Raw genomic sequence first — 15,335 nt, forward strand, 5'->3', positions numbered from 1 at the left:
ATGACGCGCGCGATGAAAAGACCGGGCAGCCTGGTGCCTGGGCGGCGCAACGAACGTCTGTTCGGGAATGCGGGGGCCGCGCCCCGCCGGACGCGGCCCTGCAACACTTCCGGTCAGATCACCAAGCCCTTGGTCAGCTCCAATGCCTGACGCTCGAACAGCCGGCGGTAGATGCCGCCCTTCAGCCGGATCAGCTCGTCATGCGAGCCTTCCTCGACGATCTTGCCGCGATCGAAGACCAGCAGCCTGTCGAGCGCCCGCACCGTCGAAAGCCGGTGCGCGATGACCAGCGTCGTGCGGCCGACCATCAGCCGCTCCATCGCTTGCTGGATCAGCACCTCCGATTCCGAATCGAGGCTCGATGTCGCCTCGTCCAGGATCAGGATGCGCGCATCGGCCAGGAAAGCGCGTGCGATCGCCACGCGCTGCCGCTCGCCGCCCGACAGTTTCACGCCCCGCTCGCCGACCAGCGTGCCGTACCCTTTCGGCAGATTGGTGATGAAGTCGTGCGCGCTCGCTAGCCTTGCTGCATGCTCGATCTCATCCTGCGTCGCCGTCGGCCGGGCATAGGCGATGTTTTCGGCCAGCGACCGGTGGAACAGGATCGGCTCCTGCTGGACGATGGCGATCTGCCCGCGCAGCGACGCCTGCGCCACCTGCGAGATGTCCTGACCGTCGATCAGGATTTTTCCCGCATTCACGTCATAGAGCCGCTGGATGAGCTTGACGAAGGTTGTCTTGCCCGAACCTGAATGGCCGACGAGGCCGACACGTTCACCCGGCGCGATATCGACCGAAAAGTCGCGATAGAGCGGCGATCGGTGACTGCCGTAGTGAAAGGTGACATGGTCGAAGCCGATGCGCCCTTGCGTGATCCGGATCGGCTTGGCGCCAGGCCGGTCCTCGATCCCGAGCGGTTCGGCCTGGAAATCGACCAGTTCCTCCATGTCGTTGATCGAGCGCTGCAAATTGCGGATATGCGTGCCGATATCCCTGAGATAACCCTGCAAAACGAAGAACGAGGTCAGAACGAAAGCGACATCGCCCGCGCTTGCCTGCCCCCACGACCACAGCATCAGCGCCAGGCCGATGACCGCCGCTCTCATGACCAGCAGCAGCGCCCCTTGCGTGGTGCCGTTGATGGTGCCGCGCACCCAGGTGCGCCGCGTTCGTGCACGCCATTTGGCGACGATCCTGGCGAGGTGTTGCTCCTCGCGCTCCTCGGCGCCAAACCCTTTGACCACGGCATTGCAGCTCACCGCGTCGGCCAGCGAGCCGCCGAGGCGCGTGTCCCAGGTGTTGGCGAGCCGTGCCGCCGGCGCGACATAGCCAAGCGACAGCATCGTCGTCACCATGATGAACAGCACGGAACCGGCTGCAACCACGGCACCCATCAGCGGCCAGAACCAGCCGAGCAGCAGCGTCGAACCGATGAGCATGACGACCGACGGCAGCAGAGCGATGAGGATGGTGTCGTTGAGCAGGTCGAGCGCCCACATGCCGCGCGTCACCTTGCGCACCGTCGAGCCGGCAAAGCTGTTGGCATGCCAATCCGTGGAAAAGCGCTGGACGCGATGGAAGGAATCGGCGGCGATGTCGGCCATCATCTTCAGCGTCAGTTCGACGATCGCCATGAAGGCGAGGTTGCGCAGCGCGACCCCGGTCAGAGCGAGCGCCATCAGCATTGAAAACGCCGTCATCGCGGCATTCCAGGCAATCGCGTCCGCGCCGGCGCTGCTGGCCACGGCGTCGACCAGCCGGCCGGAATAGAGCGGCGTCAGAACGTCGGCCAGCGTCGACAGCAGGAAACCACCCATGATGAGCGAAAGCCGCCACGGCTGGCGTCGCCAATGAGTGAGCGTAAAGCCAAGAACGCTGCGAAAGGCGCTCGCGCGCAAATCGATTTTGAAACGAGCCATGATGTCATTTCGGGCGCAAACGAGCCCGATCCCAGTAAGGTCGAAGATTGAAGACGCCCCTCAACGGGCTAATGATTGCCCAGAATGCGGAGTGGCATATTTGGCGACTCGCCCGTGGTCGGGCGGCGACCGGCATCGGCATGAGCCTGCGCTCGATCCGGTTTCGGCACGGAAAATAGATCCCCGTCCAGCGCCGGTAGAGACTTAGGCTTTGCGGCCTCGCATTTGAAATACTGCCATTCAGACCTCCCGCAAATGAATTGCGGAATGGTTCTTATAGAGACGCTCAGATGCAACGCCAAGACGAGCTCACGCCAAAAGTCTATCTGGTCCAAGCACTGAGGTTATTTTGCAACAACGTCGGTGCAAGTCACAGCCGCGCGCCTTTCATTGCGGAATGCGATCGAGGCGCATGTACCGGCCGTCGGTCGACGGTTGAAGCCAAGCTTCTCGTAAACCCCATGCGCATCGCCGGTCGACAGGCTCCAGTGCGAGACGGTGCCGAGGTCGGGATGATCGAGAAGAGCCTGCACCAGTCGCGAGCCAATGCCTTGCCCGCGATATTCCGGCCAGATGATGATGTCGGCGAGATAGGCGAACACCGTTCGGTCGGAAATCGCCCTGCCGAAACCGACCTGCTTGCCGTCGACAAAAGCGGCGGCGCACAGCGAATTGGCAAAGGCACGGCGATGCATCTCATCGCTGCGCCCGGCGCCCCAGTAGCTCGCCATCAACAGGTCGGAGGTCGCGCGGAAATCGATCCGCGACAGGTCGAAACTGATCTCACAATCGAGCATGGCTACTCCCTCGCCCGGGCCACATGGCGCAGGCTTCCAGCCGGGACCCGGCGGTCTAGCCGCGATCCCTGAAACGGTTGGTAATGGGATAGCGGCGGTCGCGGCCGAAGTTCTTTTTGGTGATCTTCACGCCGGGTGCGGCCTGCCGGCGTTTGTATTCGGCGATGTAGAGCAGATGCTCGATGCGTGTCACCGTCGCCCGGTCATGGCCGCGCGCGACGATATCGTCGACGCCCATCTCGTTCTCGACCAGGCACTCGAGGATATCGTCCAGCACCGGATAGGGCGGCAGCGAGTCCTGATCGGTCTGGTTCTCGCGTAGCTCCGCCGACGGCGCCTTGTCGATGATGTTGTTCGGAATCACTTCGCCCGAAGGCCCGAGCGCGCCCGGCGGCACATGCGAATTGCGCCAGCGCGACAATGCGTAGACCTGCATCTTGTAGAGGTCTTTTATCGGATTGAAGCCGCCATTCATGTCGCCATAGAGCGTGGCGTAGCCGACCGACATCTCGCTCTTGTTGCCGGTCGTCACGACCATCGAGCCGAACTTGTTGGAGATCGCCATCAGGATCGTGCCGCGTGCGCGGCTTTGCAGGTTTTCCTCGGTGATGCCTTCCTCAGTGCCCTCGAAAAGCTGCGTCAGGGTGTGCAGAAAGCCCTCGACCGGCTCGAAGATCGGCACGATGTCGTAACGGCAGCCGAGCGCGCGGGCGCAGTCCTCGGCGTCCTTGAGCGAATCCTTCGAGGTATAGCGATACGGCATCATCACCGCGCGCAGCCGCTCCTCGCCGAGCGCATCGACGGCAAGCGCCGCGCAGATCGCCGAATCGATGCCACCGGAGAGGCCGAGAACGACGTTCTTGAAGCCGTTCTTGTTGACGTAGTCGCGCAAACCCAGCATGCAGGCGCGATAGTCGGCCTCTTCCCTCTCCGGGATTTTGGACATCGGGCCTTCCGAGCAGGCCCAGCCATCACCTTTTCGCTTCCAGGTGGTGACGTCGACAGCTTCCTCGAACTGGCTCATCTGGAAGGCGAGCGTCTTGTCGGAACCTATGGCAAACGACGCGCCGTCGAAGATCAGCTCGTCCTGGCCGCCAAGCTGGTTGGCGTAGATGATCGGCAGCCCGCATTCGATGACCTGTCGTATGACCACCTGGTGGCGGACATCGATCTTGGCCCGGTAGTAAGGCGAGCCATTCGGCACCAGCAGGATTTCCGCCCCGCTCTCGGCCAGCGTCTCACAGATGCCGATATCGCCCCAGATGTCCTCGCAGATCGGGATTCCGACCCGCACGCCACGGAAATTGACCGGCCCCTGGATCTCGGGCCCGGCCTGGAAGACGCGCTTCTCGTCGAATTCGCCATAATTCGGCAGATCGAGCTTGTAGCGTTCGGCGATGATCTTGCCGCCATCGGCGAAGATGATCGAATTGTGCGTGCCGCTGTTGCGCTTCAGTGGCGTGCCGATGATGACGCCCGGACCGCCATCGGCGGTATCGGCGGCAAAGTCCTGTGCCGCCTTTTCGCAGGCCTTCAGGAACGCCGGCTTCAGCACCAGATCCTCCGGCGGATAGCCGGCGAGGAAAAGCTCGGTATAGAGCACGAGGTCGGCGCCCTGCCGGGCAGCATCCGCCCTCGCCTCACGGGCTTTGGCGAGGTTGCCGGCGACATCACCGACCGTGGGATTGAGCTGGGCGACGGCGATGCGCAGTAGGTCGGGCTTCTGGGTCATGCCTGCTGACTTAGCGCGGCAAAATTCGCCCCGCAATGGCGTTCGTTTGGACCACCCCCGACCGATCGACAGATCGTGTCGGACCGATCGACAGATCGTGTCAGTTCGGTCGACGGGATGTTGATCGTGCCTCGGAGCCTGGAATCAGTCCTCGCCCATATATTCTCGCAACGCTTGCGGAGAATGGTTGTCGCCGATCGACATCGCCAGGATGCGCGAGATGTGCCGGCGCGGCAGACCTGTCTCGGCCGCCCATTGGTTGATCTGGACCTGGATCTTGCCGAGGTCCTTCTTCGATGTCGGGTTTTCCGCGATATCGAGCCCCGCGTCGCGAAGCGCGGCCGCCATGTCGGCCGAAATGACGAAGGCGTCCCAGCCCAGCCAGCGCAGGAAATACTGGCCAGTGTTGCCGCCGAGCCGGCTGCCATGCTTGCCGAGATACGCCATCAGCCCGACCTGGTCGTCATCAGGCCATTCCGCGAGGAAATTGCCAAAACCGCCATGTTCCCTGGATACGCGCTCGACAAAAGCAGCGTTCTCACGAACCGATTTGATCTTCTGCGGATTGCGCACGATGCGTTGGTCCGCCGTCAGGTCGTGCCAGAAATCGTCAGGCTGGAACAAGAGCCGCTTCGGCTCGAAATGGAGGAACGCCTCCTCGAAGCCGGGCCATTTCTGTTCGATGACGCGCCAGACAAAACCGGCGGCGAACACACGCTCGGCCATCGTCGAGAGAATGCGGTTATCCGCGATGTCGGCAACGGCCGCGTTGTCGGGCACCGGCCCCAGCAGCGACGCAAGTTCGGCTTCGCCGCCCTTGCGTTTTGCCGCGCGCAGGCGAATTTTCTGAAAGTCGGCCATCAGTCCTCGCTCTTCGCCACAATGTAGCACTTCCCGCAGGACCCGGCAGCCTCTACCTCTATCGCCAGCCAAGACCCTGGAGACGGCCATGAACAAGACGATCGACGACCTGGCGAACCGCTGGCTCAAGCGACGGCCGGACGGCCTCAGTCAGCTCGAAAACCGGGTGCTGCAATCGACACTCGAGCGCACCACGATCTCCAGGGACACCAACAAGGCCGTCGCCTTCCACCAGACCTTTGGCGACCGGCTTGCCGATACGATCGCCCGCGTCGGCGGCTCCTGGTCCTTCATCCTCACCTTCATCGCCTTTCTAGTCCTGTGGACATCAGGCAATGTCTGGCTCCTGTCGCGCGATGCCTTCGACCCCTACCCGTTCATCTTCCTGAACCTCGTACTGTCGATGGTCGCCGCCTTGCAGGCGCCGGTGATCATGATGGCGCAGAACCGCCAGACCGAGCGCGACCGCATCGACGCCGCCCACGATTACGAGGTCAATCTGAAGGCCGAGATCGAGATCATGGCGCTGCATGAAAAGCTCGACGAACTGCGCCATGGCCAGATCATCGGCATGCGCGACGAGATCGTGCGACTGGCGGCGCTGGTCGAGAAGCTCGACCGGCGGCTGCCGAAACAGCAGTCGTCTTGATGACTGGGCTTGTCCACGATTTCATCGACCAATATGGGTTGATCGCCGTCTTTCTAGGCTGTGTCGCTGAAGGTGAAAGTGCCGCCATCCTCGGCGGCTTCTTCGCCCACCAGCATGTTTTCGTCCTCTGGCATGCCTATGTCGTCGCCGCCCTCGGCGCCTTCATCGGCGACACATCCTTCTTCATCCTCGGCAGAAGATTCGCCGACCATCGCTACGTCGTCAGGTTGCGCAAACGGCCGGGTTTCCGCCGCGCCTACCGTCTGCTCAACACCCACCCCAACATCTTCGTGCTGTCGAACCGTTATGTCTACGGCATGCGCCTGGTCGGCGGTGTCGCGGCAGGACTTTCAACCATAGCAGTACCGCGCTTCATCCTGCTCAACGCCATTTCATCGGCGGTCTGGGCGGTGCTGTTCAGCACTATCGGCTATTTTTTCGGGTTGGGCGCCGAGCGCCTCATCGGCCAGGCGCTGGTCCGCCATGAACGGCTGCTGATCGGGTTGGGCATCGGTCTTGCGGTGGCCGTGCTTGCCTGGCTTTTCGCCCACCACATCGCCAAAAAGGAGCGCGGCAAGGAACAATGACGATCCTTACTCATCACGCCGTGGACAAGCCGCCCACGACTTAGATCGGCACCCCTGCGATCCGCTCGATGATGGCGATGCCCCAGACCCCGGCAACGATGACGACCGAAATCAGCACCGCCAGCGAACCGCAATCCTTGGCCAACTGGATGTCGACGTTGAATTCCCGGCTAAAGGCATCGCACGCCGCCTCGATCCCGGTGTTCAGCACTTCGACCATGATCAGCAGCAGCACCGCGCCGATCAGCAAGGCATAACCGCGCCACGAGATCGAAACGAACCAGCCGAGCGGCAGGGCGAGCACAAGCAGCATGAGCTCCTGCTGGAAGGCCCTTTCGCTGACGGCCAGCTTGCGAAACGCCCGCAGCGAGTTAAAATACGCGTGGATCAGCCGCTGCATGCCCAAACCCCTTTCCGAATCACCGGCACGGGATAAAGCAATGACCCGATCAATGGAATAAGGCTGCTCGCCCAAAATTCATTCGTCCGGCAGGACCTTGATCGACGGTGTCGACTTTTCGAATTGCGGCAGTCCGTCATCGATGGCGTAATAGTCGCCCTTGTCGCCGACGAAAATATGGCATTCGCCCCGAAGGTCCGTCGGCTCATCGAACGATCCCGCCAGAACCGAAATGTATGCGTCGTCGCGAGGTTTCCAGAACAGCAGCGACCCGCAGTTCTTGCAGAAACCGCGCCTTGCGAAGGAAGACGCCTCGTACCAGGTGATGCTTTCGGTGCCTTCGACCACGATGTCGGCATCGGCGACATTGGTCGCGGCATAGAAGTGTCCGCTCTGCTTCCTGCACTGCGAGCAATGGCAATAGACGACACCGCGCAGCGGCCCGTGCGCTCTGAAGCGGACCGCTCCGCACAAGCAAGACCCCTCGTGACTGTCACGCATTTCAACTCCTCCTTGGACGAAACTCCGCCAGAATTCCAGCTTTGAGGCAACCACAAGCAAGCAAATGCGACATCCATTTGCGTGGCGAATTCGAAATTCGGCATTTTTGGAACATCGTAACGCGCGGGTTTCGAACGCGGGCCGGCGGACCGGCATTGTCTTGGATTTATTGGTGCACAGGTTAAGCCTCCACCGAGGCAGGCTGAGAAAACCGGTGGGACTACGCGAATTAAGGAAACTTTAGCGCTACCGCATTTATGTTATGCCACGCGAAGGTCACGGGTGGGGACACGCCTGCGCGAGGTATTGCAATGAAATAGCGTCCCCCGGGTCGGCGACAATGGATGTCCGCCAGTCCACGGCGATGTCCAGGGGGAAGTAGCAGAACATGCAGCCGATGATAGCCCAGACTGAAAGAAGCACGGATATCGCCACCACCGTCCTCGCGACGATGCGCCAGTTGGGCGTACTCGGCCTGCCGCGCAATTACGAGATCTTCTACGAGGCCTTGAACGGCTCCAATCGCGAACTCAGTCTGGCCGTCGTGTCGCTGAGCAGCCGGCCGACGCAGGACGAGCTGGACCAGATCGGCCGTACCTTCTTTGCCCAGAACCATGGCCCCGGCATCGTCGAGCATGCCAGGGAGGTCATCGCCAAGGAACTCGAGGACATCGCTTCGCTGTTGAGGAGCGAACGCAGCCACATTGAGAAATACGGCAGGCTTCTCGATGAGACGTCGAGCGGCCTCAGCAGCCGCAGCCTTCTTTCCCAGGACCTTCTCCAGAAGATCGCGAATGCCATGGCAACTGCCACCAATTCGACGATCGATCATGGCCGGCAGGTCGCCTTGACGCTCAGCGACAAGACGGCCGAACTCGAGAGCGTCAAGTCGAAGCTCGAGGAATACAAGCGGCTGGCCGACACCGACCCGTTGACCCATATCTGGAACCGGCGCGCCTTCGACAAGGAAATCACCAGGATCTACACCAGCAACAAGGGCATCCTGTTCAACGCCCTCATCCTTGCCGATATCGATCGTTTCAAGGACATAAATGACAGGTACGGCCATCCGGTCGGCGACAAGATCCTCCAGATCATCGCCGACATTTTCCAGACCAGCATTCGCGGCGACATGTTCGTCGCGCGCACTGGCGGCGAGGAGTTCGCGCTGATCATCGAGGGCGCCAGCGAGGATGCCACCTATGACGTCGCGGACCGAATTCGCGCCCTGATCGAACAGACGCCATTCACCAGCAGCCAGACCGGCACGAATTACGGCACCGTCACCGTCTCGATGGGCATCTGCATGGCATCCGAGGCCGAGGGGCCGGAAGACCTCTACAGCAAAGCCGACCGGGCGCTCTACCGTTCGAAACTCAGCGGGCGCAACCGCGTGACCAAGCATTCGACGATGGCCGGACGCGCCGGCAAGAGCTGGCTGCTCTACAAGAAGGATTAGTCCTACTCCTGGCCGCCATCGCATCCAGATTTCTGCGGCCGCCCCTTTCCACGTGAAATTTTTCGGCCTATATTTTCTGTGGAAACGGGAAGACATCCGCTATGCGACCCCAAAACGCTGCCAGTTCAGCCGAAAATGTGGTTCTGACCAAGGCAATGCTGCGCGCCGCCGATCTGCTGGACGTTACCGCCAGGATGCTGGCTTCCGTGATCGGCGTCTCGGAAGCCACGGTTTCGCGCATGCGCAGGGAAGAATTTCTGCTTGAGCGCGGCACTAAGCCATTCGAACTCGCGGTGCTGTTCGTCAGGTTGTTCCGCTCGCTCGACGCCATTGTCGGCGGCGACGCGGCTGTCGCGCGGTCATGGCTGAAGAACGCCAACACGGCGTTCGATGCCGCCCCGCTCGAAAAAATCCTCACCATTACCGGGCTTGTCGATGTCATTGCCTACCTGGACTCCCGACGCGCTCTCATCTGAAGCCTGCCATATCGACGGCAAATACTGGCGCATGGTCGAGGCGCAGCACCACGTCTCGACCCTGAAACTCGTCGACACGCTCGACGAGCAGGCTCTCCTCGAAGAGTTGATCGAGGAAATCAAGCCGCAGATTCCGCAGGAATGCCGCCATCTCCATTATCTCCTGGCCACGCCTTTCCGCTACGGCTCGATCTATCCGCATGGTTCGCGCTTCCGCCGCGCCGGCAGGACCTTGGGAGTCTACTATGCGGCCGAGACCATATTCACGGCCGTGGCGGAAATGGCGTTCTACCGCTTGCTGTTCTTTGCCGAGTCGCCGCAAACGCCCTGGCCGCGCGACGCCGCCGACTACACGGCCTTTGCCGCGGCGATCAAATGCGCCAGGGTGATTGACCTGACCCGCCCGCCGCTCGATCGCGACTCGGCAGCATGGACACATCCGACCGACTATGCGGCATGCCAGGCGATCGCAGACACCGCCCGCGAGGCCAGGCTGGAAGCGATCCGCTACCGATCGGCGCGCGATCTGAAGGGCGCCAACGTCGCGCTTTTGACGTGCAAGGGCTTTGCCAAGGCGAAGCCGATGGAGCCGCAGACCTGGCGCATCCGCCTCGGCGCCTTCGGCGTTCAGGCGATCTGCGAATTCCCGCAAAAGCGCTTCGAGTTTTCGAGAACAGCTTTTTCAGATCCTCGTCTCGCCAGCCTGCGGTGGGAACGCGGGCACTGATCCATTCCAAAAAGAAAAGCGCCGGATTTCTCCAGCGCTTTTCCATCAACAGTTCAGACCGAAATCAAGCTTAACCGTTCACGACCTGCTTGTGCTGCACCGGATGGCTCTTCTTCAGCAGATCCGACACCAGGAAAGCCAGTTCGATCGCCTGGTCGGCATTGAGGCGCGGGTCGCAATGGGTGTGGTAGCGGTCCTGCAACTCCTCGGCCGTGATGGCGCGCGCGCCACCGGTGCATTCGGTGACGTTCTTGCCGGTCATCTCGACATGGATGCCGCCCGGATGCGTGCCTTCGGCGCGATGCACCTCGAAGAAGGTCTGCACCTCCTTCAGGATGCGGTCGAACGGCCGCGTCTTGTAGCCGGCGGCCTCGATCGTGTTGCCGTGCATCGGGTCCGACGACCAGACGACGCTGCGACCTTCCTTCTGCACCGCGCGCACCAGCTTCGGCAGATAGTCGGCGACCTTGTCGGAGCCGAAACGCGCGATCAGCGTCAGCCGGCCCGGCTCGTTCTCCGGGTTGAGCAGGTCGATCAATTCCAGCAGCCCGTCCGGCGTCAGCGACGGACCGCATTTCAGGCCGAGCGGATTCTTGATGCCGCGACAATATTCGACGTGGGCGTGGTCCGGCTGGCGCGTGCGGTCGCCGATCCAGATCATGTGGCCTGAAGTCGCATACCAATCGCCGGAGGTTGAATCGACGCGGGTCAGCGCCTCCTCATAGCCGAGCAGCAATGCCTCGTGGCTGGTGTAGAAATCGGTCTCGCGCAGCGCATAGTTGGTTTCCGAGGTGATGCCGACGGCCTTCATGAAGTCCATCGTCTCGGTGATGCGGTTGGCCAGCGACTCGTATTTCTCGCCCTGCGGGCTGTCGGACACGAAGCCGAGCATCCAGCTATGTACGTTCTCCAGGCTGGCATAGCCGCCCTGCGCGAAGGCGCGCAAAAGGTTGAGCGTCGCCGCCGACTGGCGGTACGCCATTTCCTGGCGGGCGGGATCGGGGATTCGCGATTTGGCATCGAACTCGATGCCGTTGATGATGTCGCCGCGATAGCTGGGCAGCGTCACTTCGCCCTTGGTCTCGTTGTCGGACGAACGCGGCTTGGCGAACTGGCCGGCGACGCGGCCGACCTTCACCACGGGCTGCGAGCCGGCGAAAGTCAGCACCACCGACATCTGCAGGAAGACGCGGAAGAAGTCGCGGATATTATCCGCGCCATGCTCGGCAAAACTCTCGGCGCAATCGCCGCCTTGGAGCAGGAATGCGTCGCCGGCGGCAACGCTTGCCAGCTGCTTCTTCAGCTTGCGCGCCTCGCCTGCAAAAACCAGCGGCGGAAACGTTGCAAGCTGGGCTTCCGTATTCTTCAGCGCGGCAAGGTCCGGATAGGCAGGAACCTGCTTGATCGGCTTTGCTCTCCACGAATTCGGCGACCATTTCGTCATCGCTGCACCCAACGCTCTTTCCGAGCAATCCCAGGAAATAGTGAGAAACGGTTTCCGTCCGGAATTGCGTCAAACAAACAGGCGGGCGCCATCGCCCGCCAACCGGCCCCGTATGGGGATCGCGGCTCCATACACGAAGCCGATTTCCTATTCTAGACCGGATTTGGCCGCGTGGCGAATGGCGGCTGCTCGATCTGGCGGCTGCTCGATCACGAAGCAGCGGGATGATGCCTTTCTAGGCCGCCACCAGCCGCGCCAGCTGCGTCATCACTACCGCGGACCCGGCCAGCCGTTTTTCGGCAGTCGGCCAGTCGCGGGCGAAAACGACGCTCTGATCCGGCCGGATCTTGGCCAGCGAACCCTGCTCGCCGATGAACTTGACCAGTCCGACCGGGTTGGAGAACTCGCGCTTGCGGAAGTGGATGACGACCCCTTTCGGCCCAGCGTCGAGCTTCTCGACATTGGCCTTGCGGCATAGTGCCTTGATGAAAACGATCTTCAGGAGATACTTCACTTCATCCGGCAGCGGACCGAAACGGTCGATCAATTCGGCGCCGAAAGCGTCGATTTCCTCGGTGGTTTCGAGGTCGCCAAGCCGGCGATAGAGCGCCAGCCTGAGCTGAAGGTCCGGCACGTAGCTTTCCGGGATCATAACCGCCGTGCCGACGGCGATCTGCGGCGACCAGCCGCCATCCTGGACGTCGCGCGAATCCTTCACCTCGGCCACGGCCTCTTCCAGCATCTGCTGATAGAGCTCGAAGCCGACCTCCTTGATATGGCCGGACTGTTCTTCGCCCAGAAGATTGCCGGCGCCACGGATATCGAGATCGTGGCTGGCGAGTTGGAAGCCTGCTCCCAGCGTGTCGAGCGATTGCAGTACCTTCAGCCGGCGCTCGGCGGTGTCGGTCAGCTTGCGGTTGGCCGGCAGCGTGAACAGCGCGTATGCCCGCACCTTCGAGCGGCCGACGCGCCCGCGCAGCTGGTAGAGTTGCGACAGGCCGAACATATCGGCGCGATGGATGATCAGCGTGTTGGCGGTCGGGATATCGAGGCCGGATTCGACGATGGTCGTCGACAAAAGCACGTCATACTGGCCGTCGTAAAAGGCGTTCATGATGTCGTCGAGTTCGCCCGGCGGCATCTGGCCATGGGCCACCGCTACCTTCAGCTCGGGCACGGATTCTCTCAGGAAATCTTGGATTTCGGCCAGATCGCTGATGCGCGGCACGACGTAGAAGGAGTGGCCGCCGCGATAGCGCTCCCGAAGCAGCGTTTCGCGGATCACCAGCGGATCGAAAGGCGAGATGAAGGTGCGCACCGCCATGCGGTCGACCGGCGGCGTGGCGATCAGCGACAGTTCGCGCACCCCTGTCAGCGCCAGTTGCAGCGTGCGCGGGATCGGCGTCGCCGATAGCGTCAGCACATGCACATCGGATTTCAGGTCCTTCAGCCGTTCCTTGTGCTTGACGCCAAAGTGCTGCTCCTCATCGATGATCAGCAAGCCAAGGCTTTTGAACGAGATCGAGGATCCGAGCAGCGCATGCGTGCCGATGACAATGTCGACCTGCCCCTCGGCGATGCCCTTCTTGGTTTCCGCCAGCTCCTTGGCGCCGACCAGCCGCGACGCCTGGGCAATACGGATCGGCAGGCCGGAAAAGCGCTGCGAAAACGTTTTGAAATGCTGGCGCGACAACAGCGTTGTGGGCACCACCACCGCGACCTGAAAACCTTCCATCGCCGCGATGAAGGCGGCGCGCAGCGCCACTTCGGTCTTGCCGAAGCCGACGTCGCCGCAGATCAGCCGGTCCATCGGCTTGCCGGCGCCAAGGTCGTCTCGAACCGAATCGATCGCCGTCTGCTGGTCGTCGGTTTCCTCATAGGGAAAACGAGCGGCGAACTCGCCATAGAGGCCTTCCGCCGGCACCAGCGCGGGTGCGGCGCGCATCTGCCGTTCGGCGGCGATGCGGATCAACTGCCCGGCCATGTCGAGCAGGCGTTTCTTCAGCCGCGCCTTGCGCGATTGCCAGGCGCCGCCGCCGAGTTTGTCGAGCGTCGCTTCGGCCGATTCCGAGCCATAGCGCGACAGTAGCTCGATGTTTTCGACCGGCAGGAACAGCCGGTCGTCTCCGGCGTAATGGATTTCGAGGCAATCATGCGGCGCGCCGACCGCTTCGATGGTGCGCAGGCCGATGAAGCGGCCGATGCCATGGTCGGCGTGGACGACGATGTCGCCGGCCGACAGCGCCGAGGCTTCGGCGATGAAGTCGGAAGGCCGCTTCTTGCGCTTCGAGCGCCGGATCAGCCGATCGCCCAAAATGTCCTGTTCGGCGACGACAGCCAGTTTTTCGGTCTCGAAGCCGGATTCGAGCGGCAGCACCGCAAGAGCCGCCTGCCCCGGCTCGAGCTTTTGCGCTTCCGCCAGCGTGTCGACCTGCTTGAGATTGCCGAGATGGTGCTCGGCCAGGATCTGCCCAAGCCGGTCGAGCGAGCCTTCGGTCCAGCCGGCAATGATGACGCGCCGGCCCGCGGCACGCTCGTCGGCGATGTGCTTGACGACGGCGTCGAAGACATTGACGTTCGGGTCGGCGCGCTCCTCGACGAAGCTGCGGCCATGACGCGAGCCGGCATGGTAGACTTTCTTCGCGCCGGCATCAGGGGCGTCGAAGGCCGAGAAATCGATCGCTTCGCGCGGCCCGAGCGAAGCGATCAGGTTTTCCGGCGAGAGGTAAAGCAGCTCCGGCGGCACCGGCTTGTAAGGCACCGCATCCTTCAAAGCGCTGTCGGCCTGCTTCTTGCGGGCCTCGTAGTGATCGAGGATCAGCGTATGGCGTTCGGCCAGCGCCTCATGCGCCAGATGATCGAACACGACAGGCGTGTCCGGCAGATAATCGAACACCGTTTCCAGCCGCTCGTAGAAGAACGGCAGCCAGTGTTCCATGCCGGCGAAGCGCCGCCCTTCGCTGACCGCCGCGTAGAGCCCGTCGTCGCGCGAGGGCGCACCGAACGCCTCGATATAGGCGCGGCGGAAGCGGCTGATAGTCTCGGGCGTCAGCGCCACCTCGCTCATCGCCTGCAGCGCCATCGACTTGCGCTGGCCGGTGGTGCGCTGGGTGGCGGCATCGAAGACACGAATCGATTCCAGCGTGTCGCCGAAGAAATCGAGCCTCAGCGCCTCGGTCCAGCCGGGGGCGAACAGGTCGAGGATGCCCCCGCGCACCGCAAACTCGCCGATGCCGCGCACCGTCGGCACCCGTTCGAAGCCGGACGTCTCCAGCCGTGACACGAGCGCGTTCATGTCGATCTGGTTGCCCGGGCTGGCATGAAAGGTCTGCGCTTCGACAAGGTCCGCCGGCGGAATGCGCTGCAGCAGCGCATTGGCGGTGGTGAGGATGACGGCACGGTGCGGCTTCTTCGACAGCGCGATCATGGCGGACAACGCATCGAGGCGTTTGGCGGCGGCGTCCGAGCCAGGAGAGACGCGATCGTAGGGCAGACAGTCCCAGGCCGGCAGTTCCAGCACCGGCAGGCCGGGTGCAGCGAAGGACAGTGCCTCGATGATCGCCGGCAGGCGCTGGCCATCTCGCGCCACGAACAGCACCGGCTTGCCGGGCGCGATCTCATGCGCCGCCTGCACCAGCGCGAATGCTTCATAGCCATCGGCGACACCGTCGACGATGAACTGGCCGGCACGGCCTTTCGGCAGGCCAATGGTGGGAATGAGACTCATCAAATCACTGTCTTGTTTGTCGCAATTCCGGACGGGAAAACCGCTTCGCACTTTTC

The 15,335-nt window shown here is 62.3% G+C and carries 12 protein-coding genes and 1 pseudogene; 5 read left to right on the top strand and 8 right to left on the bottom strand.

Features of this window, described 5'->3' with window-relative positions; all coding sequences use genetic code 11:
- Positions 1-113 precede the first annotated feature (113 nt).
- From NKI49_RS07850 to NKI49_RS07865, 4 genes and pseudogenes are all read right to left on the bottom strand, one after another.
- The gene (locus NKI49_RS07850) at positions 114-1,919 is read right to left on the bottom strand and encodes an ABC transporter ATP-binding protein (protein ID WP_352599149.1); all 1,806 of its coding nucleotides are present in this window, start codon (positions 1,917-1,919) and stop codon (positions 114-116) included.
- Between the two features lie 387 nt (positions 1,920-2,306).
- A pseudogene (locus NKI49_RS07855) lies at positions 2,307-2,716 on the bottom strand (GNAT family N-acetyltransferase).
- 55 nt (positions 2,717-2,771) lie between these two features.
- Positions 2,772-4,448, bottom strand: a complete 1,677-nt coding sequence (locus NKI49_RS07860) for an NAD+ synthase (protein WP_352599147.1) — start codon at positions 4,446-4,448, stop codon at positions 2,772-2,774.
- Between the two features lie 144 nt (positions 4,449-4,592).
- Entirely contained in the window at positions 4,593-5,309 is a 717-nt protein-coding gene (locus NKI49_RS07865; RefSeq protein WP_352599145.1) for a DNA-3-methyladenine glycosylase I, read from the bottom strand.
- A gap of 88 nt (positions 5,310-5,397) precedes the next feature.
- Between NKI49_RS07865 and NKI49_RS07870 the strand changes: the two genes are divergently transcribed.
- Both NKI49_RS07870 and NKI49_RS07875 read left to right on the top strand, forming a co-directional pair.
- Positions 5,398-5,958 (top strand): DUF1003 domain-containing protein, encoded by a 561-nt coding sequence (locus NKI49_RS07870; RefSeq protein WP_027025221.1) that lies wholly within the window; start codon positions 5,398-5,400, stop codon positions 5,956-5,958.
- The gene (locus NKI49_RS07875; RefSeq protein WP_352599142.1) at positions 5,958-6,545 is read left to right on the top strand and encodes a DedA family protein; all 588 of its coding nucleotides are present in this window, start codon (positions 5,958-5,960) and stop codon (positions 6,543-6,545) included. The genes NKI49_RS07870 and NKI49_RS07875 overlap by 1 nt, the downstream gene beginning before the upstream one ends.
- Before the next feature lie 40 nt (positions 6,546-6,585).
- Here the strand turns inward: NKI49_RS07875 and NKI49_RS07880 are convergent, their stop codons facing one another.
- A complete protein-coding gene (locus tag NKI49_RS07880; RefSeq protein WP_352599365.1) occupies positions 6,586-6,945 on the bottom strand; it encodes a diacylglycerol kinase in 360 nt (119 codons plus the stop codon).
- A gap of 78 nt (positions 6,946-7,023) precedes the next feature.
- Positions 7,024-7,446, bottom strand: coding sequence for a GFA family protein (locus NKI49_RS07885; protein WP_352599140.1), 423 nt, complete (start codon positions 7,444-7,446; stop codon positions 7,024-7,026).
- A 388-nt stretch (positions 7,447-7,834) separates the two neighbouring features.
- Here NKI49_RS07885 and NKI49_RS07890 point away from each other — a divergent pair, with 388 nt between their 5' ends.
- From NKI49_RS07890 to NKI49_RS07900, 3 genes are all read left to right on the top strand, one after another.
- Positions 7,835-8,905, top strand: coding sequence for a GGDEF domain-containing protein (locus NKI49_RS07890; protein ID WP_352599138.1), 1,071 nt, complete (start codon positions 7,835-7,837; stop codon positions 8,903-8,905).
- A 101-nt stretch (positions 8,906-9,006) separates the two neighbouring features.
- Entirely contained in the window at positions 9,007-9,381 is a 375-nt protein-coding gene (locus tag NKI49_RS07895) for an MbcA/ParS/Xre antitoxin family protein (RefSeq protein ID WP_352599136.1), read from the top strand.
- Entirely contained in the window at positions 9,341-10,108 is a 768-nt protein-coding gene (locus tag NKI49_RS07900; protein ID WP_352599134.1) for an RES family NAD+ phosphorylase, read from the top strand. The genes NKI49_RS07895 and NKI49_RS07900 overlap by 41 nt, the downstream gene beginning before the upstream one ends.
- 70 nt (positions 10,109-10,178) lie before the next feature.
- Here the strand turns inward: NKI49_RS07900 and NKI49_RS07905 are convergent, their stop codons facing one another.
- Entirely contained in the window at positions 10,179-11,552 is a 1,374-nt protein-coding gene (locus NKI49_RS07905) for a class II 3-deoxy-7-phosphoheptulonate synthase (RefSeq protein ID WP_352599131.1), read from the bottom strand.
- Between the two features lie 235 nt (positions 11,553-11,787).
- Positions 11,788-15,279: a transcription-repair coupling factor gene (gene mfd, locus NKI49_RS07910; RefSeq protein WP_352599129.1), complete on the bottom strand. Its 3,492-nt coding sequence runs from the start codon at positions 15,277-15,279 to the stop codon at positions 11,788-11,790.
- Positions 15,280-15,335 lie beyond the last annotated feature (56 nt).

It is taken from the genome of Mesorhizobium sp. M0587, assembly GCF_040320945.1.
Lineage (GTDB): Bacteria > Pseudomonadota > Alphaproteobacteria > Rhizobiales > Rhizobiaceae > Mesorhizobium.

Bases quoted from the DNA above. Each gene is read 5' to 3' on its own strand.
- NKI49_RS07880 (WP_352599365.1), bottom strand. From the start codon at position 6,945: ATGCAGCGGCTGATCCACGCGTATTTTAACTCGCTGCGGGCGTTTCGC.
- NKI49_RS07850 (WP_352599149.1), bottom strand. From the start codon at position 1,919: ATGGCTCGTTTCAAAATCGATTTGCGCGCGAGCGCCTTTCGCAGCGTT.
- NKI49_RS07890 (WP_352599138.1), top strand. From the start codon at position 7,835: ATGCAGCCGATGATAGCCCAGACTGAAAGAAGCACGGATATCGCCACC.
- NKI49_RS07895 (WP_352599136.1), top strand. From the start codon at position 9,007: ATGCGACCCCAAAACGCTGCCAGTTCAGCCGAAAATGTGGTTCTGACC.
- NKI49_RS07870 (WP_027025221.1), top strand. From the start codon at position 5,398: ATGAACAAGACGATCGACGACCTGGCGAACCGCTGGCTCAAGCGACGG.
- mfd (WP_352599129.1), bottom strand. From the start codon at position 15,279: ATGAGTCTCATTCCCACCATTGGCCTGCCGAAAGGCCGTGCCGGCCAG.
- NKI49_RS07875 (WP_352599142.1), top strand. From the start codon at position 5,958: ATGACTGGGCTTGTCCACGATTTCATCGACCAATATGGGTTGATCGCC.
- NKI49_RS07900 (WP_352599134.1), top strand. From the start codon at position 9,341: ATGTCATTGCCTACCTGGACTCCCGACGCGCTCTCATCTGAAGCCTGC.
- NKI49_RS07860 (WP_352599147.1), bottom strand. From the start codon at position 4,448: ATGACCCAGAAGCCCGACCTACTGCGCATCGCCGTCGCCCAGCTCAAT.
- NKI49_RS07885 (WP_352599140.1), bottom strand. From the start codon at position 7,446: ATGCGTGACAGTCACGAGGGGTCTTGCTTGTGCGGAGCGGTCCGCTTC.
- NKI49_RS07905 (WP_352599131.1), bottom strand. From the start codon at position 11,552: ATGACGAAATGGTCGCCGAATTCGTGGAGAGCAAAGCCGATCAAGCAG.
- NKI49_RS07865 (WP_352599145.1), bottom strand. From the start codon at position 5,309: ATGGCCGACTTTCAGAAAATTCGCCTGCGCGCGGCAAAACGCAAGGGC.